Below are 21,528 nucleotides of genomic sequence, written 5' to 3' on the forward strand. Positions count from 1 at the left end.
AATAATAGCTTTTGAAAGCCAGTAGAAATGAACATGAATTAAAGGTTTATGAAAAAATATGAGTTTTGAACTGATTTTTCTTAACTCAACACTTAATAACTTCTCATCAACTGTTAACCATTAACCAACATAAAAAGTGTAATATGTAATTTTACCCATCTATTTAATAGATATTTTCCTAAAGATCATTTCCCAGCTACCGCTTAATAGTTAGTATAAGTGTGAAGAGACGACAGGCGTGAACCATCCACTATGAAAATATTGATAGTAGAGGATGACGAATTTATTACTGAAGCACTGCGCTTAGTTTTGACGCAGCAACATTATGCAGTAGAAACAGCGCACGATGGTGAAGCAGCTTGGGAGTTAGTACAAGTGTTTGCTTACGATTTGATTTTGCTTGATGTCAAGTTACCAAAATTAGATGGTATTAGTCTCTGTCGTCGCTTACGATCGCGTGGCTATCAAATGCCGATATTGTTAATTACAGGACAAGATAGCAGTCACGATCGCGTCGTTGGTTTAGATGCAGGTGCAGACGATTATTTAGTCAAACCATTTGATCGCGATGAATTGGTGGCGCGAGTCCGTGCTTTGTTGCGTCGTGGCGATCTCATTTCAGCACCAGTACTAGAGTGGGGTAAACTGCGTCTCGATCCGAGTAGTTGTGAAGTGACATACGATCAACAACTGATTCATTTAACGCCCAAAGAGTACGCGCTTTTAGAGCTTTTTCTGCGCAATAGTCGTCGTGTATATAGCTGTAGTGCAATTTTAGAGCACCTATGGTCTTTTGATAAAACTCCTGGCGAAGAAGCAGTAAGAACCCAAATAAAAGGCTTACGACAGAAATTAAAAGCTGTAGGTGCAAATGACTTGATTGAAACAGTCTACGGCATTGGCTACCGCTTAAAACCACTTGAAGCCGCGTCAATATCATCGGTATCGGAAATTGGCAAGCAAACGCAACAACAAACTTTGTTTGCGATCGCAGGAGTGTGGCATCAATTTAAAGAGCGCGTTAGTCAGCAGGTAACATTAATAGAACGAGCAATTATTGCTCTACTACAAGAAAAACTCACCGATGAACTACGGGCAACAGCAGAATACGAGGCGCATACATTAGCAGGTTCTTTGGGAACATTTGGCGTGGGTGAAGGTTCGCGTATTGCCAAAAAAATTGAACGCATATTTCAAGGAAATCAGCCGATCGAACACGAAACAGCAGGACACTTATGTCAACTAGTAACAGCTTTACGACAAGAAATACAGCGTCCTGAAACCGAAGTTGTGAAAACACATCGAGAAGAGACATCGGCCTTAGTGTTAATTATTGACAGCGATCGCTTGCTGACAGAAGAATTAGCGGTCGCCGCACACCAACAAGGAATCCGTGTAGCAGTTGCCAACAGTATCATCACTGCGCGCGAAGCAATTTATCGCGAAAATCCTCAAGTTGTGTTAATTGATATTGCAATTTCCTCGACAATCGAAGACAGTTTGCAACTAATAACTAAATTCCACGCTCAAACTCCATCAGTTCCTGTTTTAGTTTATACAGCACGCGATAGTTTTGGCGATCGCCTAGCAGTCGCCAAGTATGGAGGACGCTATTTTTTCCAAAAGTCAACTCCACCTGCACAAGTGATTGCTAAAGTCTCTCAGATATTACAAAGCAGCGATCGTACTGTTGCCAAGGTTATGGTAGTTGATGACGATCCACAAATTCTGGCTACTGTCCGTAGCTTGCTCGAACCTTGGGGCATGAAAGTAACAACTTTAGCCGATCCGCGTCACTTTTGGGAAACCCTAGCAAGTGCCCTTCCAGACTTACTGATTTTAGATATCAAAATGCCCCACATTAGTGGAATTGAACTTTGCCAAGTTGTACGCAACGATCCACTTTGGGGTAGCTTACCAATTGTATTTCTGACAGCATACAACGACACTGATGCTGTTAATCAAGTGTTTGGTGCAGGTGCAGATGATTTTGTCAGTAAGCCAATTGTTGGTCCAGAATTAGTGACTCGAATTGTCAATCGTTGGGAACGAATTAAACTGTTGCGTAATCTTGCAGAAATTGATCCACTCACAGGAGTATCCAATCGCCAAAAAGCAATTCAAGAATTTGAGACATTCCTCAAGCCAGGTAAAGCAGACAATCAATACCTTTCTTTGGCAATGATTCGCCTAGATTCCTTACAGCAAATCAATCTTATGCATGGTTATGCTAAAGGAGATGCACTCTTACGTCGTGTTGGACAACTTCTGCAACAATTCTTTCATGACGAAGCAATTATCTGCCGTTGGGCAGGAGCAGAATTTCTAGTAGGAATGTATGGTACAAGTCATAGCGATGGAAAAGCAAGATTGAGTGTAGTACAAGAAATGCTGTATCAAGAATTTATCGCTGATGGCACTGAATTTCAACTGAATTTCAGTATCGGCTTCGCACGTTATCCTGAAAATGGTACTGATTTACAATCACTTTACTCAGCAGCAATGACCGCACTTACACCGATGCAAATTGCTGCAACTTATGCTTAAGAATGCGAATAAACAAAGTCCACGGAGGTGGACTTACTAATAAAAGTTTTGTCTTAGTGTACAAAGATATACTTTGCTCTAGTAGTTCCGACTTTAGTCGGAGGAAGTTTGCAATTCGTGCTTTAAGCCGTAAATTTCTAAAATCATGAATGCTAAGACAGCGATCGCACTCAATGCAATTAAGTCTTTACCTGCTAACGTCAGTACGCTGCCAAATGAAAATAACAGAATGACGCTGGCAATAATCCAATCAACTTCGATTAAGACGATCATCCATACAGCGATCGCATTAATTGGGCGGGAGGAAGCAACTATGTAAACGGCAATTCCTACTAAAAGCAACCCAATTCCCAAAATTTTCAATTGCTCAGGTAATGTCAGCCCAAACATTATAAATGTATTAGACACTAACAGTTGAGCAATCGGTTCACTTAATAATAGCAAAATGATACCACTAAGAACACAGGCGAAACTATCAAGTTTCAAGGTTGTTTCCAAAGATGGTGTTACAACTTTTTTAAGCATGACTGTCTTGAGGATAGAAGGTTTAAACAGCGGTTGATATTGTTATTGTTCGCCGCTTACTCTGAATTATTGAAACTATTCTGAATAGAATCAATTACCACACAGGTAATTAAACTTAGGAATGTGTTGTTAGATGATAAATAGCTAGATGCCACTTTGGCGATAATGAGGCGATCGCCAAGGTTGAAGTCAGCTTGATTTAGCCGTCATTAGCAATTCGCAGTTTCATGAGGCAATAACTTCATCTCGGACAATGTGTAACCGGATAATTTTAGGACGGCTTTGCTCATCAGGAAAATGGCAATGAACTGCATCGCGTACCATCTCCCGCAGAATTTTCAAGTTATCTGCCTGAGTGAATATCGACTCACCCCATGCCCTAGCAGTATAACCACCATCGGGATCATCTTCAACCAAAAACACAATTTCAGTCATTGCTGATAATTTCTAAAACGCGTAATTCATTGTAAAGTTTGCCTGATTCGATTATCAGCGATCGCCTGTGCTGTTGTTGCTATGAGGATGGGTGATCGCTCCTCTAAAAATCAATGTATGGATCTCTTTGTCCCGAAATAATTGCTATAGCATTTACAAGTGAACGAGTAGCTTCTACACAAAGTGCAGTTTCTCGGAAATTTGCGTTTCGTTTATGTTGAAGAGTTACAGTAAGCTGATAAGCGTCTTTTACGTATTTGCGTAGTGATTCATTTGAGCCACCTAGTAGCTGGGTAGCAATATAGTCTTCTAGCATTCTTTTAGCGTCAGTTTTACTTGGGTTTACCTCATCTAAAGAAGGGTGTAAGTTTGGGTCATATACTGCTTGTGCCAAAGATATTATTGCTTCTCGGCAAAGTAGACCTACAGCCTGGTAGTCCTCTTCGTTTTTTGCATTAGCTAAAGCCTGTACTATTTTATCTATATTACGGTCAACTCTTGCCCATCCTGTTGGTTCTACAAGCTGTTGTGCTTCTCTTTGCTGTAACGACAGCGTTAAGCTGTCAATCACTGGTTGATAAAGGTTAGTAATGTAATACCGAGTTGATAGTGCTTCTCAGCGCCCAATAGCTTAGCTCACGACGGCAAATGATCCTTCACATCATAATCAAAGGCATGATCGCTCTTCTACTTCCTCAAGCGATCGCCAGCGTGAAGATAACGACTGATGCTTTGCGCGATCGCCCTCCTACCCCCTAGCCGCGATCGCGCCTTGCTAGAAGTTTGCATTTACAAATGCACTGAGATCATGCCAGCTATTTTGGGATCAGAAAGCACTAATTGCTGGAGAAAGCCAGTATCAAGTACGAACAGCTTCTAGAATCCGAGAAAAGTAAAAGCGAGTGCGTGTCATTGCTTGGCGTTGAATTGTCAACCCTTGGCTATTGAGAATTTTGACAACATCAGCTTCTTTGTGTAGATAAGCACGAGTAGCTTTACTAGGTCCTGGAAAGAAACTACCAATCTTTTTTAGCAAACTTAAAGCAGGAGTCTTAGGGGCAAAGCTGAGAATCAAGCGCGATTCGGCTAATGAACACAAATGCGAAATCATCTCTGCGGCTTGCTCTTGCGGATAGTGAATTAGCACATCTAAACAAACTACTGTATGGTATTTACCACTAAGGTGTTCCAGGTCTTGTACAGCAAAGGTAAGATTATTTGTATCAGCTAATTCTGCTACAGCGCGTTTAGCTTCGCCTATCATCTTTTCTGAAATGTCACTTGCGTAAACTCTGGCACCAGCTTGCGCTAAAGGAATACTCAAACTCCCGACACCACAACCTGCATCACAAATTGACATTCCGGCTAAATTATCGTCTTGTAGCCAGTTGAGAACTGTTTCGACGGTTTGTTGATGTCCATTACGGATATCAAGTTGTACTTTATTGACTTCACCACCGCAATAAATTCGTCGCCAGCGATCAAACCCTGTAGAGTTGAAGTAATCTTTGACTATTGTTTTATCGTCTGCTGCGTTCATAAAACCAAATTTATCATGAGTTCCCAACGCTTTAACTTACCACGGGTTAGGGGGGAAGAGAGCACAAGGAGGACAGGGTAGACGGGTAGTTGGGTAGGCGGGTAAGAGGGAAAAATAGCATTTCGTCTCTCCCACACTCTTACACTGCCACACTCCTACTCTCCCACACACCCATACTCTCTAATCTGTGCCAAGTCAGTTCTCTTGTTGTATCATCAAATCGCCAGCGTAATAGTTGGGCTACATTACTATCAATGAATTCTGGCAGGTGAATTGCTTTACGGGGTGCTGTTGTAGCAAGCGCGATCGCACTTTCAACATCACAAATACCCCAATGTACTAAATTTTGAACTCCTACAAGTAAGGGTAGTGTTGTTCCTGCTAGTGTACCGTCAACTAATTTTGCTGTACCATTAGTAACCGTAATTTGGCGTATATCCCAAGGGTATGTGCCATTGGGTAGCCCTAAAGGTGCTAAGGCATCGCTGACTAGAAAGATTTTTTGTTCGTAACCGCTTGCTTGAAGCAAAATTTTGAGCATTGTAGGACAAACGTGCTGTCCATCAGCAATTAAACCACACCAAACACCAGGATGGACGATCGCCGCACCTAACAATCCTGGTTCGCGATGATGAAGTCCTGGCATCGCGTTAAATGCATGAGTTACCATTGTTGCGCCCCTGTCAAATGCACGTTGGGCTTCATCTGCAGTTGCTTGCGAGTGACTAAGGCTAATTGTGATATCAAGTGAATGTAAATAAGCGATCGCTTCACCAGTGGTATCTAATTCGGGCGCTAAAGTGATAACTTTAACGATTGATGTATAGTCACCAATGACGCGCTGGATGTTTTCAAGAGTCAGCGGTAGTAAATATTCTGCTGGATGCGCACCGCGCTTATGGTAATTCAAAAATGGTCCTTCTAAATGCACTCCCAGAATTTTGGCTTGTTGTGGTTCATGCCTTTGCATAAATTCGGCAATAATAGCAAGCGATCGCTGAAAATTCTCGACAGAAGTTGTCACTAAAGTTGGTAGAAAACCATCAATTCCTTGTCGCCACAAGAACTTGCAGATTGCTTCTAGTTTGGGAAAATCCCCTGCTTCAATTTCGGGAAAAGCAAGCCCCAACGCACCATTGATCTGTAAATCAACGCCTCCTAAAGAAATCCAATCTCCAGCAACGTCTAAAACCTGTGCTGGGATTATTTCACTCATCGGTAAGATCTGAGTTATCCTACCGCGATCGATGCATATTTGTTGCAAGTTTGAATAACCTGGTAGCCTTGCATTGATAATATTCAAGGCGATCTTTTTTGTACCTGCCATTGATTCTTGCATCACCCTTGTTAGAAAATAACTAAACCTAAATGCAATCCCAGTTTACAGCTAGCTCCTAGCTCCTTTTATGACTCAACCGCTCATTGGTATTATTATGGGCAGCGATTCCGATTTGCCCACCATGAAAGAAGCGATCGCAGTTTGTACCGAATTTGACGTCGATTGTGAGGTGGCGATCGTCTCAGCACATCGTACGCCTGAGCGCATGGTAGAATATGCCAAATCTGCCCATCAGCGAGGTATTAAAGTCATCATTGCTGGCGCGGGTGGGGCGGCGCATTTACCAGGAATGGTTGCTGCTTTAACTCCTTTACCTGTAATCGGAGTTCCCGTACCTAGCCGTCATTTACAAGGAGTTGATTCGCTCTATTCGATTGTGCAGATGCCTGCAGGTATTCCTGTTGCTACAGTTGCGATCGGCAATGCAAAGAATGCTGGGTTACTAGCAGTGCAAATTCTTGCAACCTACAATTCTGAGTTACTCCAACAAGTGCAAGCATATCGTGCTGCTTTGAAAGCAACTGTAATAGAAAAACAAGCTCAGCTTGATGAATTAGGCTATCAAAAATACTTATCTAATTTGTAATAAAACGTATCAGTCAAAAACGATGCATTTTCTGCATAATTTTGACATAAAGAACACAAACAATTGTTTTTTCCTAGTTTCTTTATGCTTTTCTGCTGTTGGCGGGTATTTACTAACCTTTGGTTTTTGTTCCAAGCTAGCAAAAGTAAACTCCGAGCAACTGTAATTAATTATACAGATTGCTAGCTTAAAAAAATACAAGATCATAGTCTCAAAACTATCAATAATTCTTCATAAGAACTCATCTCATGACCTGATCGGTTCTGGAATTATTGGCATTTATGTAAGTACTTCAACTGCTAGTAGATGACACCTATTGTTGCAGTTTGTACGGCTAGCTCAGCATCAAGCATAAATAGCTCTTTCATTAAAGCAATGACAATGTGTTTTCGCAGTTAAGGATCGGTTCAAGGAATGAAGCTAAAACTAAAGCACAAAAAGAAATGGAGAAATGATAGAAAGCGACCGCATGCAAGCCGGTACGCTAGCTCCTCTGAGAGGACAAGCACATTTTTTACGCAGTTGCAGAAGGCAATCAAGCGGCTGTCTCCTACTTGGCGAGCCTGCATTCCGCTGTCAATTTTTATTGTATTAGCCTGGGGTTATGCTGCTGTTGCCCAAGATGCTCCTACAGCTAGTCCTGATCGCACAACACAAGACTTACTAGATCTCAGAGTAGGCTTAGACACTTTGTGGGTGTGTGTTGCGGCTTTTTTGGTATTCTTTATGAACGCTGGTTTTGGCATGCTAGAAACTGGCTTCTGTCGTCAAAAAAACGCGGTCAATATTCTCGCCAAAAACTTGATTGTCTTTGCGTTATCTACAGTTGCTTTCTGGGCGATCGGCTTTGCCCTGATGTTCGGTGATGGCAACGCTTTCTTTGGCACCAATGGCTGGTTTTTGACAGGCGCAGACAATAGCCCATCAACAGGAGATGCCTATCAAGGTGTTTTTAGTGCTTTAAACTGGACAGGCGTTCCTTTGGGAGCAAAGTTTTTGTTTCAGTTGGTATTCGCTGGAACTGCTGCGACGATTGTTTCTGGAGCCGTTGCTGAGCGTATTAAGTTTATTGACTTTTTGATTTTTAGTCTTTTACTAGTAGGAATTGCTTATCCAATTACAGGTCACTGGATTTGGGGCGGCGGTTGGTTGGCTGATGCTGGCTTTTGGGACTTTGCAGGTTCAACCGTCGTTCACTCAGTTGGTGGTTGGGCAGCGTTAATGGGAGCAGCAATCTTAGGTCCTCGCTTGGGTAAATACCAAGATGGTGTTTCAGTTGCCATGCCAGGACACAACATGAGTATTGCCATGTTGGGTTGTCTTATTTTGTGGTTAGGTTGGTTTGGGTTTAATCCTGGTTCTACGATGGCCGTTAGTCCTAGCATTGCTCATATTGCTCTAACAACCAATATTGCAGCTTCAACAGGCGGTATTGCAGCGACAATCGTTGCTTGGGTATACCTTGGTAAACCTGACTTATCAATGATTATTAATGGTATCTTGGCAGGTTTGGTAGGAATCACTGCAGCTTGTGCATTTGTGAGCTTGCCTTGGGCAGCTGTGATTGGGTTCATTGCTGGGGTTATTGTTGTTTTCTCCGTTACTTGGTTCGACAAAATCCACATTGACGATCCTGTGGGTGCTACCTCGGTTCACCTTGTTTGCGGTATTTGGGGAACTCTTGCAGTTGGTCTATTTGCCGAAGGTCCTGGGGGCGCTTTGAACATCTATGAAGAAGGTGCAGGTCCCATCCGTGGCTTGTTACTTGGTGGCGGGTTTGGAGGTTTATTACCACAAATCATTGGCGTTCTCTCAGTTGGTGGTTTTACTGTTTTAATTACAACTATCTTTTGGTACATCCTAAAAGCGACTTTAGGTATCCGAGTTACACCTCAAGAAGAAGTTGAAGGTTTGGATATTGCTGAACATGGCATGGAAGCCTATAGTGGATTCCTCAAAGAAGCAGACGCAAGTGGGATGGCTGACCCTAGTATTTACGGTGGAACACGACGTCCAGGCGATGTTTCTAGTACTTACTAAGGTTTGTTAGCGTACTACTTGTAATTTCTCCATAAGTTGATAACCGTCGCACTGCGGCGGTTTTTTATTGAACAGGTAGATGGCTGACTCTAGCACTCAATAACCCAAAATCTAAAATCCAAAATGGTGTAAGCATTTGTATGATCGATCTGTGAGATGCTCCAGAAAACGAGAGGCAACACCTGCATGGATACAAAAGCTTTTAAGCGATCGCTCCAACATTCGGAAAACTACCACCGCAAAGGATTTGGACATCAAGTAGAAGTCGCCACGCAGCTACAATCTGAATATCAAAGCAATTTAGTGCAAGAAATTCGCGAGAATAACTACACGCTGCAACAGGGTGATGTCACAATTTATCTAGCTAAAGCCTTTGGTTTTTGCTGGGGTGTAGAACGTGCTGTCGCGATGGCTTACGAAACTCGCCAGCACTTTCCGCAAGAAAGAATTTGGATTACCAACGAAATTATTCACAATCCTTCAGTCAATCAACGTTTGCGGGAAATGCAAGTTGGCTTTATTCCTGTAGAGGATGGCAAGAAAGACTTTTCGATTGTTGCATCAGGAGATGTTGTGATTCTCCCTGCTTTTGGTGCAAGTGTTCAAGAAATGCAATTGTTGAATGACAAAGGTTGCACAATTGTCGATACTACTTGCCCTTGGGTTTCCAAAGTTTGGAACACAGTAGAAAAGCACAAAAAAGGCGAACACACCTCGATTATTCATGGTAAATACAACCACGAAGAAACTCTGGCAACAAGTTCTTTTGCCGGTAAATACCTGATCGTGTTGAACTTGGCACAAGCTGAGTATGTTGCTAATTACATTCTCAATGGCGGTGATAAAAACGAATTTTTGGCAAAATTTAGCCGTGCTTGTTCTGCCGGATTTGACCCCGATCGCGACTTAGAACGAGTTGGAATTGCTAACCAAACAACCATGTTGAAAAGTGAAACTGAGCAAATTGGTAAACTTTTCGAGCATACAATGTTGAAAAAATACGGTCCTATCGAGTTAAACGACCATTTTCAAAGCTTCAACACCATTTGTGATGCAACTCAAGAACGTCAAGATGCCATGTTTGAGCTTGTAGAAGAAAAACTAGACTTGATGGTTGTAATTGGTGGTTTCAACTCTTCTAACACGACACACTTGCAAGAAATTGCCGTTGAACGCCAGATTCCTTCATATCACATTGATAGTGTCGATCGCATTGGTCCAGGAAATCGTGTAGAACACAGACAACTTAGCGGCGATTTAGCGGTGACTGAAAATTGGCTACCAGCAGGTGCGATCGCAATTGGCGTGACTTCTGGAGCCTCTACTCCTGATAAAGTTGTGGCAGATATTATTCAAAATATCTTTGATATCAAACGCAGTTAAGATTGATTTTGTCCTCTATGTGACACAATCGCTAGATAATAGTGATGCAGCATAGAGGAGCAAGTGGCAGCATATGATTAGGTCTTGGATGGTAATTGGGGCTGTAGCTTTTCTTGTTGCGCTTGCTGCTAATTTTTTTACGAAAGGCGATCGCCAATGGTTCAAACGCTTGCGTCGTCCTGGATGGTTGACGTTTGAGCCACTAATTCCCATTATTTGGACTATTATTTTTATCTGTGGTGCTTGGTCAGCATATCTTGTTTGGGAAGCTAATCCTGGTGCTAATTTTACTTGGCTATTAATGGGGTGTTATTTATTACTAGAAATAGTGACTATTGCTTACACTCCAGTCATGTTTAGAACACGCAGCCTCAAAGTGGGAACTATTATCGGTGGTACTGGTGCAATTATCGGTCTTTTATTAGCACTCACTGTCTTACCAATTTCTGGTTGGGCAGCATTATTACTTGTTCCTTATCTCCTTTGGAGTCCAATCGGTACATATACTACTTGGGCTATGATGCACCTTAATCCTGCTGATATTTAGTATTCTTCTACTGCATACACGTAATTAATTTAAATGTCATTCTTCTTTGCTAAATCTTTAATTTAGCTTACAATTTATCATTTTCTTTATATAAAATTTTTATTCTAAAAGTCTCTTATAACTTAAGCTCAAAGCAACAACTTTGAGAAATATATTTTTAAGTTAACGTCAACTATCTCTATTTTTTCCACAACTTTTGTTAGAAAAGTAGAGATTTTTTTGTCAAAATTCAACTGTATTTCTACTAATATTTAGGTCAGACAACTTATGGCAACCGTTAAAGGTACACCTAGTAACGATACACTTACTGGCACTCCATTCGCAGATTCAATTTTTGGATTGGCTGGTAACGATAGACTTTTGGGATTGGCTGGTAACGACTTTCTCGATGGCGGAGTTGGTAATGACTACTTAGAGGGAGGTCATGGTAATGATACTTTATTTGGCGGAGTGAACAACAACCCTGATATTTTTTTACCAGGTGGTAACGATACCCTCGATGGAGGTATAGGTAATGATGTTTTGAGTGGAGGTGATGGCAATGATGTTTTATCCGGAGGTGCGGGAAATGATGGTTTAGGTGGAGATGATGGTAGCGATATTTTGTATGGCGGTGATGGCAATGACACTCTCAACGCTGGCACTGTCTATGTAGAAAACAACTATTACCTTGGTGATTCTGCTACAGATTTTCTTTATGGTGGTGATGGCAACGATACATATATCGTAGGCGATCAATTTGATGACGAAATTATTGAAGCAGCCAACGCAGGGATAGATACTGTTTTTGCGTATACCAACTATCAATTAAGTGCAAACGTAGAAAACTTAATTCTACAAGGGCGAGCAACGACGGGAATAGGAAATAACCTGAACAACTCAATTACAGGTAATTTCAGCAACAATATTCTTAGCGGTGGTGCTGGCAACGATATTATCAATTTTGGCTCTGGCTCGATCTACATTGGCGATGATATATTGTATGGCGGTGATGGTAACGATACTCTCTACGCACACAGTTACAGTCGATTGTTCAATGGTTACAACTACTCTCAAGATGAAGACATTTTGTATGGAGGTAGTGGTGATGATGTTTTGTATTCTGATGTGAATTGCGTTTTGTACGGAGGTAGTGGTAACGATACACTATACGGTTACTCGTATGGTTCTCTTCAAGGAGGTGTTGGTGACGACGCTTATTTTGTTAGTCGAGAAATCGTTACAGCCTACGATCCTTTCGACGGATTTCCGTACGAGGTTATCCTTACCGTAGGTATTGGAGAAACAGCAAACGCGGGAACAGATACTGTTTATGCTTCCTACGATTACACGCTACTCAATAACTTTGAAAATCTAGTTTTGTTGAATGATGCAACAATAGGCAATGGTAATAGTTTAAATAATGCGATCGCTGGGAACAGTCTTAATAATATCCTGGATGGGAAAGCAGGTAACGACACACTCCAGGGACTATCAGGAAATGATACTTTGATTGGTAGTGATGGTGATGACATTCTCATTGGCGCACAGGGTAATGATAGATTGATCGGCGGTAGGGGTATTGATGAGCTTTATGGTGGTGCAGGCAATGATACTCTTACCTTTGGCGCTATCGATAAACGCCTAGATGGAGGCGGTGGGATAGATACTTTAGCTGTAGACGTGAGTGGTATTTTTGTTGACTTGACGATTTTGCCCAACGACAGAATTACAGGAATTGAAATTATCGATTTAACAGGTACGGGGAATAATAGCCTGAAGCTCACGCGCTTGGATTTATTAGATTTATCAAATACGACAAATCAACTCATTGTCAAAGGGAATGCAGGTGATGCTGTTACTTCCACAGGACAAGGTTGGCTTATTGGTGGTACAAGTACGGTGAACGGTATTGCTTACAATCGCTATACATCTGGTGCTGCAACACTCTTAGTCGATACAGATATCACACAGACTATTTCTTGAATTGTTATTAATTCTATAACTGAGGGGGTGGAGCTTGCTATACAATTTAGCTCCATCCGAGTGCAAGTAAGTGCAGTATTTGCCCCGTACTCAAAAAAAGCTGCATGCAATCGACAATGGTTAAATTAATTATTCAAATTCCTTGTTATAACGAGGAACGCACGCTAGGAATAACGCTTGCAGCCCTACCCCGCAAGTTACCTGGAATTGATTGTATTGAGTGGTTAGTGATTGATGATGGCAGTCGCGATCGCACTCTTGAAGTAGCTAAAACCAATGGTGTCGATCATATTGTTCATTTTCCAACAAACCAGGGACTCGCTAAAGCTTTCATGGCAGGTTTGGAAACTAGTCTCAAAGCTGGGGCAGATATTATTGTCAACACTGATGCAGATAATCAATACTGTGCTACAGATATTCCTAGACTAATTCAACCAATTTTATTACACCAAGCAGAAATTGTTGTTGGTGCTAGACCAATTTGGCAAACTAAACAGTTTTCTTTATCTAAAAAACTGTTGCAAAAATTAGGTAGTTGGGTAGTTCAAATTGCCAGTAACACTAAAGTTCCTGATGCACCGAGTGGTTTTCGCGCATTTAGCCGAGAAGCTGCCTTACAACTTAATGTATTTAATAACTACACCTATACATTAGAAACAATTATCCAAGCAGGGCAAAAAGGCATTGCGATCGCGTCAGTACCAATTCACACCAACCCAGTCATGCGCCCCTCACGATTGGTTAAAAGTACGCCGAGATATGTTATGCGATCGCTTTTTACTATTCTGCGGATTTTCATGATTTATCAACCATTGCGCTTTTTCCTCATTTTGGGTAGCCTGCCATCTAGTGTTGGAGTTTTGTTAGGAATTCGTTGGTTACTGTTCTTTTTCTTTGAAACTTCTACACGTACGCGAGTACCAAGTTTAATTCTTGCAGCTATCTTGATTTTGATTGGTTTTCAGCTGTGGATGTTTGGTTTAGTTGCAGACTTAATGGCAGCAAATCGCAGACTAGTAGAAGAAGTTCAGTTACGGATGCGGCGGATTGATGCAGAGAAGAGGAGTGAGGGGTGAGTGGAGAATGATGATTTGCTGCAACTTTCAATTGGTATAAGCACAAACCTTTTTTCTAGTACTATAAATTGCAACTAATTATGTCTCACCGTGATTTATTTGCCCGTAGTGCTTTGGCTAATATTCCTAAAATTTTGACATTACTTGATCGCAATCCACATAGCCCAACTTATGGCTGCTTTGATCGTAACTTTTGGCACTACAAAATTATTGACTTTCCTAGCGGCATGGCACAGGAATTTGTGTTACCGCTTGCCTTAGCTTACAGTACAAATGTACGAGAAAATCCTTTCTACCACCAGCAAGTTATTCGCGAATGGGTAAAAGCAGGAATTATTTATGCTGCACAAAGTGCGCACCACGACGGTTCTTGCGACGATTACTTTCCTTACGAACGTGCAAGTGGAGCTGCAGCTTTTTCTTTACTAGCTTGCATTGAGAGTTACACGCAACTAGGGTTAAAGAATCATACACTGTTGCATTTTTTTTCGCGGCGGGCAGATTGGTTAGCAAGTTATCAAGAAAGTGGGCAATTAAGCAATCATCAAGCGTTAATTACACTATGTTTATTGCGACTTTCTGAGTTATTCCAAACATCTCGGTGGCATCAAGCGATCGCTCAACGTTTAGAACTCGTACTATCGTGGCAAAGTTCTGAAGGATGGTTTCAAGAATACGAAGGCTGCGATCCTGGCTACCATACAATGACAATTTCCTGCTTAGCAAGAATTTATCAACTCCAGCCTGAGGTGCGGTTAAAAGAAGCACTGATCAAAGCTGTCAACTTAGCAGCACAGTTTGTTCATCCTGATGGTTCTTATGGTGGAGAATACACGAGTCGCAATACTTATAATTTCTTTCCCCACGGTTTTGAAGTTATTGGGCACTGGATGCCAGAAGCTTTACAAGTCAGCGATCGCTTTTTAGAAGGACTAGCCAAAGGACTAGCACCTTGTTATGCCGACGATCATATCATTGGACATCATACATGGAATTATTTATTAGCATGGCGTGATTTTGTCCCACAGCGTCCCGCACCGATGATACATCCTCAAGGACGAGTCTGGCTCAAAGAAGCAAAAATTTTAATTGAACGTCGAGAAAATACAGAGTTATATTTAGCCCTAAACAAAGGAGGGGTATTTAAACTATTTCGCAACAATCAATTAGTTGTATCAGATACGCAGATTTCATTCCAAGTTGAAGTCAAAGGTAAACTAAAAAACTGTGTTGCTCATCTCATTGATACTTATAACATTAACATCAACGACGAAGAGATAACAATTGCTGGTGCTATGGGTTGGGCAAAACAAAAACAGATGACGCCGTTAAATTTACTGATTTTACGTGTTGTCATGCTCATTTTTGGACGCTTTTTTCCTAACTTAATTCGTAAGTTACTCCAAAAGATGCTAATCACAGGTAAACAAAATGCTCCTTTTTACTTCATGCGAAAATTACGCTGGAGTCAAGGGAAATGGTGCGTGAGCGATGAAGTACATACTCCAACATGGCATAACGTCATTCATGCTGGAATTAGTGGCGATCAAACTTCAATTTATGTTGTCATGAGTCGTACATTTCAACTAAATCAATTACAACCGTGGATAAATTTAACACCAAAAATTAGAACACTGTCTCTTGGAGAAGCATTAAAGATAGAACGTTATATTTAATTTAGATAAGTATATTTAATATTTATTTCAATTTACTTTAATGAAAAGATTTTTTTCTATCTGTGTTAGCCTTTTCATGCTGGGAATTATTTATTGGAAAATTGACTTTCCTCAATTATTGCAAGTTTTACAAAATAGCAATGTTTGGTGGCTGGTAATTAGTTTGAGCATGGTTGTTCCGTTGACTCTCCTTACTGCATGGCGACTGCAACAGCTCATGCCTACAGACAAACGATTAGGATTTGGTGAAGCAATTCGTTTAATTTTAGCAGCAAGTGTCTTAAATATGGTTTTACCATCAAAAATGGGGGATATTGCTAAAGCTTTTTTTATGAAAGAACGAGGGCAAATAAGTGGCTCTCTATCTTTATCTTTGGTCGTTTTTGAAAAAGCTTGCGATCTGCTTTCACTACTTTTATGGTGTGTATTTGGATTGCTATTTTACTCACAGCAAAATTGGTTGTTCTGGATCATGACAGCCAGTGTTAGCTTAGGATTGATTTTTGGTATGCTATTACTTGCTTCGCAACAATTTGCACAAGTTTTTTTTGATATTGGTAAATTTATTCTACCTAGATTTAGCTCAAAGCTAGCAAAACTACAGTCCTCTTGGGGGCAAATGCACAATTATTTTTGGCGCGATCGCACCCACTTATTGCTAATAGTTACAACTTCTATATTTATTTGGTTTTTACATTTATTACAAATCTGGTTTTTTATTTTTGCCATCAATGCTTGGACACCTTTTTTGGCTAATCTAGCATTATCCCCTTTAGCAATTTTGGCAGGGCTATTGCCGTTAACTTTTGCCGGAGTAGGAACCCGTGATGCTGCCCTGATTGTATTCTACCAACCTTATTTTGATGCACCAACAGCAGCAGCTTTAGGATTACTGTGTACTTCACGATATATTCTACCTGCGATCGCTGGTTTACCTTTTCTAGGACAATACTTGACAATGCTACAAACTATCCGAAATGGAAAGCAGTCTATCCGTTATTAACTCGTGATTCTTAATTAAATAAAATGGGCAAAGAATCTTACTTAACCTTTTACAAATTTTTGTTTTCACCCCAAAGATTACCTTGGGTTATTATTGCTTTTGGAACTTTTGTTCGCTTAGTACAGTATCTCTACAATCGCTCTTTATGGAACGATGAAGCTGCACTTGCTTTAAATATTGTCAACCGTTCCTATGCTGAATTACTCCAGCCTTTAGATTACGATCAAGCTGCACCGATTGGTTTTTTATATGTAGAAAAATTTATAACTCAAGTTTTAGGCAATTCTGAATACTCTTTAAGGCTATTTCCTTTCTTATCAGCAATTGTTTCTTTATTTGTTTTTTATCAATTAGCTAAACGATGCTTGCAACCTTTAGCAGCTACAATTGCTTTAGCACTGTTTGCTAGCTTACATATTATTGTTTACTATGCTACGGAAGTTAAACAGTATTCGAGTGATGTTGCGATCGCAATACTTTTGTGTTTGCTTTTAGTTAACTTGAATCGCACTAATTTGAATTTAAAATGGATTGTAAGTTATGCCCTTCTAGGTGCTACTACAATTTGGTTTTCCCATCCAGTTATTTTTGTTTTAACAGGGATTGGGATCGCCCATATTTTAATTACAATAATAAACCAGCAACTCACTCAGACTTTAAAACTTATATTAGTATTTCTATTTTGGGCAATTAGCTTTATTATATCGTATTTTGTTTCACTACAAGCTTTGACTAACCAAGCAACTTTAATAAATTCTTGGGAAAGCCGCGGAACATTTCCAACATCTTTTTTAGACTTTTCATGGTTGTTAAAAACATTTTGGGAGTTTTTTCACAAACCTTTGGGTTTTCCAGATGTTTTTTTGGGAATTGCTATTTTTGCTTTTTTTGTAGGTTTTTCTACATTAATTAAAACAAAACAAAAAACTTTAATGCTATTGCTATTGCCAATCATTGTTACTTTATCAGTAGCTTACTTAAAACTTTATCCTTTTGATGGCAGATTAGTGTTGTTTTTAACACCATTTTTCATTTTAATCATTAGCGAGGGAATAGCAAGAATTAAACAAAAAACTCGTTCGACAAAGTTGGCAGTATTAGGCACATTAGTTTTAATATTACTACTCGTTCCTCCAATAGGTACTAGTATATACCTAGTTATTCAACCATATGAAAAGCAGGAAATTAGACCAGTTATTGCTTATATTAAAGAACATCAACAATTGCAAGACATTATATATGTGTATCAACGAGCAGAATTCCAGTTTAAATACTATGCTCCTAAATTTGGTTATCAAGTAAACGACTATATTATGGGTATAGATGATTTAGATAAACAAGATGGACAAGGTATTTCAGACTTAGAATGGCAAAGATACATTCAGGATTTAAACCAATTAAAAAACTATTCAAGAGTTTGGATTGTCTTTTCTCATGTACGTAGTTGGGCACAAGAAAGTGAAAGAATAACATCTTACCTCAATACTTTTGGTAAGCAAACTGACGCTTTTCAAGAAAAAGGCTCATTTGTGTATCTATACACTTTTACTAAATCTTAAATGATTAATTTTTTCATATTATATTAAATTTTAGGTACAAGATACATTACATTATTGTTGATGATTTACCCTTATTAAACTAGTAAATAACTAAATACTTTCTGTATTTTATTCACTGCAAGAGTAAGTGATTGCAAATGAATTCGCCACTAAATAAATTAAAGTCTACGGAGGTGGGCTTAATCATAAAAATCTTGCTTTAGTGTACCTCCGTACACTTTGTATAGATAGCCCCGACTTCAGTCGGAGGGCATCTGTGATTCATGCAGGAGGTCTAGTATTTTCAGCTTTGAAACAAAAGTATCTAATACATACACTGGCTAGAAATATACCATTTCTTAACTTTATTTACAATGATTAGTTTACGTAGGTCTATTTTTTTTACTGCTCCTAGGATTAAACTTAGTGCCAAGTTTATTTGGTTAATTCTGAGCTTAATCTTTGCAATCTTTTATGGTGTATTAGGTTTAAAAATTGCTTTCAGCAGCGATTACGTTGTCCAAGACGATGCTCGTCAGCATATATTTTGGATGAGGCGTTTTTTAGATCCCCAACTATTTCCTAACGATTTATTAGCTGATTACTTTCAATCAGTTGCTCCATTAGGCTATACCACTTTGTATCAAGTTTTTGCAATGATAGGCATCGATCCTATGTTGCTTAATAAATTTCTACCTATACTTTTGTGTACTATAACAACGGGTTTTTGTTTTAGTATTTGCTTGCAAATGTTTCCTGTTCCGTTCGCGGGCTTTCTGGCAACTTTACTACTCAATCAGTATTTATGGTTACGAGATGATTTAGTATCTGGTACAGCAGTAGCATTTGTATATCCACTATTTACAGCATTTATATATTATTTATTACGCCATAATTTATTCATAGTTTGCATAGCGATCGCACTTTTAGGCATGTTTTATCCTCAGGGTGTATTCATCTGCGCTGGTATTCTATTTTTGCAGTTAGTCTATTGGCAATTCGGTTGTATTACATTTACTTCAAATCGACGCGATTACTTATTTTGTGCAATAGGTTTAGGAGTAGCCTTTCTCGTTTTATCAGTTTATGCATTAAAGTCTTCAGATTATGGTCCAGTTATGACAGCAACTGAGGCTAAAACCTTACCAGAGTTTCAATCAACAGGATTGAGCCAATTTTTTGTCGATATTCCTCAGCATTTTTGGTTTACTGGGCAGCGTAGTGGGATTATGCCTAAATATGGAACGATATTACCAATTTTGGCTACCCTGCTTTTGTTTCCTATGCTGCTTTTCTCTCAAGTATTTCCTTTAGTCAAACAGTTAAATTCAAAAGGATGGCTTCTGGTACAAATTACCCTAGCATCTTTACTCATGTTTTTTGTTGCCCATGCACTGTTATTTACCTTGCATCTGCCAACAAGGTACACCGAGCATAGCTTGAGAATTGTAACGGCGATCGCTGGAGGAATTGCTATTGCAATCCTATTAGATGCTTTATTCTACTGGGCTATAAATACTAAGAGCAATTCACAGAAATATCAGTGGTGTGCTTTAGGAACAGCTACTTTATTATTTACTTTAATTACTATATCGCCCTTTTTAGAAAAGTTTCCTAAAACTGACTATGTTATAGGGAAATTTCCACCCTTGTATGAGTTTTTTGCTCAACAGCCTAAAGATATTCTCATTGCTTCTTTAACAGAAGAGGTTGCTAATATTCCTTCTTTTTCTCAACGTTCTATTTTAGTAGGAGGAGTTGGATTTCCTGTTCCTTATCAAAAAGGTTATTATGCACAAATTAGACAACGAATGAATGATTTAATTGCAGCACAATACAGCCCTGATTTACAGCAAGTAAAAAGTTTTATTCAAAAATATCATATAGATTATTGGTTGGTAGAAAATTCAGCTTGGGATCGTGCGTACATAGCTGGTAGCCGATGGATTAGGCAATATCATACTGCTCATCAAGCTATCAACTTATTACAGCAGGGTAAAATACCAGCTTTAGCTAAAGAAATAAACCAATGTTCAGTTTTTCAAACAGGTAATTTTGTTGTTTTGCAAGCTGATTGTATTATGCATAACAAAAAGGGCTTCTAGAGCACTTAATTGTATGCTAAAATTTATACACTTGTACGATCGGCACGAACATGACGTAAGGTAATAATGATGAGAGTCAGCAAGGTAATCGGAATAATAAAGGCTTGAAATACTAAGCTAAATATAGGCAAACCAGCGTGCTGAGTAGAGTACAAAATTAGATACGCTGTATAAGCAACATAATAGCCAAGAAAGAGAATTCCTTCCCAACGCGAGATGACATTACCTGTAAAGAAAATTGGCAAGCAGGCGATCGCAGTTGCAATCATGACAGGAATATCAAACCTTAAGACTGAAGCAGAAACGGCAATACCATCTGGGGAGAAAATACTTGCTAAGCCTAATACTGCCAAGATATTAAAAATATTACTGCCAACAACATTTCCTACAGCAATATCACGTTCACCGCGCATACTTGCGACAACAGAGGTTGCTACTTCAGGTAAAGATGTGCCTGCTGCAACTATTGTTAATCCAATAATCAACTGACTAACACCAATAGCTTGGGCGATCGCAATCGCACCATTAACTAACCATCGCGAACCAATGACAAGCAATACCAAACCGCCAATAATCAATCCTAAGTTAACCAACCAAGTAGTTCTACCGTAGTTACCATACTCTTTGGCGTATTCTTCTTGCACGGCAGCATCTTTTTCTCTACGGCTTTGGTAAACCAAGAAAAGAGTATAAATAACGCCGCTAAGGAACAGCAAAATTCCATCAAATCTGCCAATCCTACCGTCAGAACCTAGCAAGTGAGTCAAAAACGATACACCAATCATGATGGGGACATCAAACTTGACTAATTGCTGAGATACAAGTAGCGGGGCAACTAAGGAAGATACGCCCAAAATAAATAAGACATTAAAGATATTACTACCAACAACATTACCCACAGCAATATCTGCTTGTCCAGCAAAAGCAGATTGTACGCTGACAGCAAGTTCTGGTGAACTTGTGCCATAGGCAACGATGGTTAAACCAATAACTAAGGGTGATATACCTACACTAGCAGCAAGCCGCGATGCTCCACGTACTAATATTTCCGCGCCCGCAACTAGCAGTACCAACCCGATAATCAATAAAACGATTGTTGTAATATCCATAAACGTTATAACATCACTGGGTCCAGTTGCCACTTGCCTTGACGCATAGCTAACAATAAATGTTATGCGATCGCCATTCAACGTGCGGAAACTAGACCCAGTTAATTAAACATG

17 protein-coding genes are annotated in these 21,528 nt (G+C 39.7%); 11 read left to right on the top strand and 6 right to left on the bottom strand.

The window, feature by feature from the left end:
- The first annotated feature begins 252 nt into the window (after window positions 1-252).
- Entirely contained in the window at window positions 253-2,547 is a 2,295-nt protein-coding gene (locus tag CSQ79_RS01060; protein WP_099699355.1) for a response regulator, read from the top strand.
- Window positions 2,548-2,640: 93 nt separating this feature from the next.
- Here the strand turns inward: CSQ79_RS01060 and CSQ79_RS01065 are convergent, their stop codons facing one another.
- From CSQ79_RS01065 to nagA, 5 genes are all read right to left on the bottom strand, one after another.
- A complete protein-coding gene (locus tag CSQ79_RS01065) occupies window positions 2,641-3,072 on the bottom strand; it encodes a hypothetical protein (RefSeq protein WP_099699356.1) in 432 nt (143 codons plus the stop codon).
- Window positions 3,073-3,297: 225 nt separating this feature from the next.
- Window positions 3,298-3,507 (bottom strand): 2-oxoisovalerate dehydrogenase E1 subunit beta, encoded by a 210-nt coding sequence (locus CSQ79_RS01070; RefSeq protein WP_099699357.1) that lies wholly within the window; start codon window positions 3,505-3,507, stop codon window positions 3,298-3,300.
- A gap of 103 nt (window positions 3,508-3,610) precedes the next feature.
- Window positions 3,611-4,078 (bottom strand): hypothetical protein, encoded by a 468-nt coding sequence (locus CSQ79_RS01075; RefSeq protein ID WP_099699358.1) that lies wholly within the window; start codon window positions 4,076-4,078, stop codon window positions 3,611-3,613.
- A 288-nt stretch (window positions 4,079-4,366) separates the two neighbouring features.
- Window positions 4,367-5,047 carry a magnesium protoporphyrin IX methyltransferase gene (bchM, locus tag CSQ79_RS01080; protein ID WP_099699359.1) on the bottom strand — a complete coding sequence of 227 codons (681 nt, stop codon included), beginning with the start codon at window positions 5,045-5,047 and terminating at the stop codon, window positions 4,367-4,369.
- 139 nt (window positions 5,048-5,186) lie between these two features.
- A complete protein-coding gene (nagA, locus tag CSQ79_RS01085) occupies window positions 5,187-6,374 on the bottom strand; it encodes an N-acetylglucosamine-6-phosphate deacetylase (protein ID WP_099699360.1) in 1,188 nt (395 codons plus the stop codon).
- A gap of 79 nt (window positions 6,375-6,453) precedes the next feature.
- On the opposite strand from nagA, the gene purE reads away from it, so the two are divergent.
- From purE to CSQ79_RS01135, 10 genes are all read left to right on the top strand, one after another.
- Window positions 6,454-6,972, top strand: a complete 519-nt coding sequence (gene purE, locus CSQ79_RS01090) for a 5-(carboxyamino)imidazole ribonucleotide mutase (protein WP_099699361.1) — start codon at window positions 6,454-6,456, stop codon at window positions 6,970-6,972.
- Window positions 6,973-7,386: 414 nt separating this feature from the next.
- Complete coding sequence (locus tag CSQ79_RS01095) at window positions 7,387-9,012, top strand: ammonium transporter (RefSeq protein WP_099699362.1); 1,626 nt, start codon at window positions 7,387-7,389, stop codon at window positions 9,010-9,012.
- Window positions 9,013-9,198: 186 nt separating this feature from the next.
- Window positions 9,199-10,395, top strand: a complete 1,197-nt coding sequence (locus tag CSQ79_RS01100) for a 4-hydroxy-3-methylbut-2-enyl diphosphate reductase (protein WP_099699363.1) — start codon at window positions 9,199-9,201, stop codon at window positions 10,393-10,395.
- Window positions 10,396-10,468: 73 nt separating this feature from the next.
- Window positions 10,469-10,942: a TspO/MBR family protein gene (locus tag CSQ79_RS01105; RefSeq protein WP_099699364.1), complete on the top strand. Its 474-nt coding sequence runs from the start codon at window positions 10,469-10,471 to the stop codon at window positions 10,940-10,942.
- A gap of 267 nt (window positions 10,943-11,209) precedes the next feature.
- A complete protein-coding gene (locus CSQ79_RS01110) occupies window positions 11,210-12,907 on the top strand; it encodes a calcium-binding protein (RefSeq protein ID WP_099699365.1) in 1,698 nt (565 codons plus the stop codon).
- A 116-nt stretch (window positions 12,908-13,023) separates the two neighbouring features.
- A complete protein-coding gene (locus CSQ79_RS01115; RefSeq protein ID WP_099699759.1) occupies window positions 13,024-13,983 on the top strand; it encodes a glycosyltransferase family 2 protein in 960 nt (319 codons plus the stop codon).
- 80 nt (window positions 13,984-14,063) lie between these two features.
- Entirely contained in the window at window positions 14,064-15,659 is a 1,596-nt protein-coding gene (locus CSQ79_RS01120; RefSeq protein WP_099699366.1) for a hypothetical protein, read from the top strand.
- 40 nt (window positions 15,660-15,699) lie between these two features.
- The gene (locus CSQ79_RS01125; RefSeq protein ID WP_099699367.1) at window positions 15,700-16,662 is read left to right on the top strand and encodes a lysylphosphatidylglycerol synthase transmembrane domain-containing protein; all 963 of its coding nucleotides are present in this window, start codon (window positions 15,700-15,702) and stop codon (window positions 16,660-16,662) included.
- A gap of 23 nt (window positions 16,663-16,685) precedes the next feature.
- On the top strand, window positions 16,686-18,221 hold the full coding sequence (locus tag CSQ79_RS01130) for a glycosyltransferase family 39 protein (RefSeq protein ID WP_099699368.1): 1,536 nt from the start codon (window positions 16,686-16,688) through the stop codon (window positions 18,219-18,221).
- Between the two features lie 353 nt (window positions 18,222-18,574).
- A complete protein-coding gene (locus tag CSQ79_RS01135; protein WP_099699369.1) occupies window positions 18,575-20,305 on the top strand; it encodes a hypothetical protein in 1,731 nt (576 codons plus the stop codon).
- 23 nt (window positions 20,306-20,328) lie between these two features.
- Here CSQ79_RS01135 and CSQ79_RS01140 read toward each other — a convergent pair whose 3' ends face one another.
- Window positions 20,329-21,414, bottom strand: a complete 1,086-nt coding sequence (locus CSQ79_RS01140) for a calcium/sodium antiporter (protein WP_099699370.1) — start codon at window positions 21,412-21,414, stop codon at window positions 20,329-20,331.
- Between the last annotated feature and the right edge of the window lie 114 nt (window positions 21,415-21,528).

The organism is Gloeocapsopsis sp. IPPAS B-1203 (assembly GCF_002749975.1).
GTDB lineage: Bacteria > Cyanobacteriota > Cyanobacteriia > Cyanobacteriales > Chroococcidiopsidaceae > Gloeocapsopsis.

Bases quoted from the DNA above. Each gene is read 5' to 3' on its own strand.
- CSQ79_RS01100 (WP_099699363.1), top strand. From the start codon at position 9,199: ATGGATACAAAAGCTTTTAAGCGATCGCTCCAACATTCGGAAAACTAC.
- CSQ79_RS01065 (WP_099699356.1), bottom strand. From the start codon at position 3,072: ATGCTTAAAAAAGTTGTAACACCATCTTTGGAAACAACCTTGAAACTT.
- CSQ79_RS01135 (WP_099699369.1), top strand. From the start codon at position 18,575: ATGATTAGTTTACGTAGGTCTATTTTTTTTACTGCTCCTAGGATTAAA.
- CSQ79_RS01070 (WP_099699357.1), bottom strand. From the start codon at position 3,507: ATGACTGAAATTGTGTTTTTGGTTGAAGATGATCCCGATGGTGGTTAT.
- CSQ79_RS01095 (WP_099699362.1), top strand. From the start codon at position 7,387: ATGAAGCTAAAACTAAAGCACAAAAAGAAATGGAGAAATGATAGAAAG.
- CSQ79_RS01060 (WP_099699355.1), top strand. From the start codon at position 253: ATGAAAATATTGATAGTAGAGGATGACGAATTTATTACTGAAGCACTG.
- CSQ79_RS01105 (WP_099699364.1), top strand. From the start codon at position 10,469: ATGATTAGGTCTTGGATGGTAATTGGGGCTGTAGCTTTTCTTGTTGCG.
- purE (WP_099699361.1), top strand. From the start codon at position 6,454: ATGACTCAACCGCTCATTGGTATTATTATGGGCAGCGATTCCGATTTG.
- CSQ79_RS01140 (WP_099699370.1), bottom strand. From the start codon at position 21,414: ATGGATATTACAACAATCGTTTTATTGATTATCGGGTTGGTACTGCTA.
- CSQ79_RS01110 (WP_099699365.1), top strand. From the start codon at position 11,210: ATGGCAACCGTTAAAGGTACACCTAGTAACGATACACTTACTGGCACT.
- CSQ79_RS01130 (WP_099699368.1), top strand. From the start codon at position 16,686: ATGGGCAAAGAATCTTACTTAACCTTTTACAAATTTTTGTTTTCACCC.
- bchM (WP_099699359.1), bottom strand. From the start codon at position 5,047: ATGAACGCAGCAGACGATAAAACAATAGTCAAAGATTACTTCAACTCT.
- CSQ79_RS01115 (WP_099699759.1), top strand. From the start codon at position 13,024: ATGGTTAAATTAATTATTCAAATTCCTTGTTATAACGAGGAACGCACG.
- nagA (WP_099699360.1), bottom strand. From the start codon at position 6,374: ATGGCAGGTACAAAAAAGATCGCCTTGAATATTATCAATGCAAGGCTA.
- CSQ79_RS01120 (WP_099699366.1), top strand. From the start codon at position 14,064: ATGTCTCACCGTGATTTATTTGCCCGTAGTGCTTTGGCTAATATTCCT.
- CSQ79_RS01125 (WP_099699367.1), top strand. From the start codon at position 15,700: ATGAAAAGATTTTTTTCTATCTGTGTTAGCCTTTTCATGCTGGGAATT.